2 protein-coding genes are annotated in these 1,024 nt (G+C 58.6%); both read right to left on the bottom strand.

Going from position 1 to position 1,024, the window contains the following annotated elements:
• On the bottom strand, positions 1-501 hold a 501-nt coding region (locus B3M52_RS08660), incomplete at its 3' end, for a cation transporter (protein WP_286749408.1).
• A gap of 6 nt (positions 502-507) precedes the next feature.
• Entirely contained in the window at positions 508-939 is a 432-nt protein-coding gene (locus tag B3M52_RS08655) for a MerR family transcriptional regulator (protein ID WP_036212011.1), read from the bottom strand.
• Positions 940-1,024 lie beyond the last annotated feature (85 nt).

The raw sequence follows: 1,024 nt of genomic DNA, 5'->3' as shown, positions 1-1,024 counted from the left end.
GATCAGCGTATCCATGTTGGCATTGTGGTGCCGGAACGCTTTCCACGCGCCGGAGAAAAAGTGACCACCGGTGACGGTCATGACGCCCAGGGTGACCACGCCAAGGGTCAGCCAGATCAGTTGGTTCTCGCTGGTCACCATCATGGTGCCGAAACCCATGCCCCAGATCATCAGGCCGAGACCGAGTCCCAGACTGACAGCCATCTTCACCAGCAGGGTCTTGTACTGCTTACGATCCTCCTCCTGCTTGCGGTCGTCCGCCGCGTCAGGGTCTTCGATTTGGCTGGCTCCATAGCCGGAGCTTTCCACCGCCCTGATCAGAGCCTGAGGGTCCGCATGCCCGGTTGCTGTGGCAGTTCGGTCAGCCAGGTTCATGTGAGCGCCGGTGATGCCGTCCACCGACTTCAGGGCGCTCTCAATCGTATTCACGCAGGAGGCACAGTTGGCGCCGGTAACGGCCAGTTGAATCTGGCCGTCGTTCAAATCGGTTTTCTCATTCATCGAGCCTTACTCCTTCCAACCGTCGTCCGGCAGGGATTCATCCCAATGTTCAATCAGCCTGCAAATCGTGTGTCCGTCCGGTGTGCCGTCCGGCATATCCTGCCAGGCGGACAGCGCGGCGGTCATACGACTACGCAGTTGCTGTAACTCGGCAATCTCACGCTCCACTTCCACCAGCCGCTGCTGGAACACGTCCCGCACCATGGGGCAGGGCGAATGATGATCATCTGCCTGCTCCAGAATCTGTCGTATTTCCGGCAGTGAGAACCCGAGCTGCCGGGCTTTGCGGGCAAATCGTAACCGCCGCAGGTCTTCGGAATCGTATTGCTGGTAGTTGTTGTCCGGGTTCCGCGTGGGCTTCAGCAACCCCTCACGGGTATAAAACCGAACGGTGTCCGGGTTAACCCCGGCGCCAATAGCGATCTCTTTGACTTTCATAACGTTGCCGGCCATCCCGAACGTCGAACAAGTGAGTGGAAGGTATCTGTTTCCAAAACTGTGCGGAGCCCAAGCGTCACATGGA

This window comes from Marinobacter sp. UBA2688, from assembly GCF_002352785.1.
GTDB classification, from domain to species: domain Bacteria; phylum Pseudomonadota; class Gammaproteobacteria; order Pseudomonadales; family Oleiphilaceae; genus Marinobacter; species Marinobacter salarius.
The sequence above is the reverse complement of the archived record's forward strand: the minus strand, read 5'-3'. Positions and strand labels throughout refer to the sequence as shown.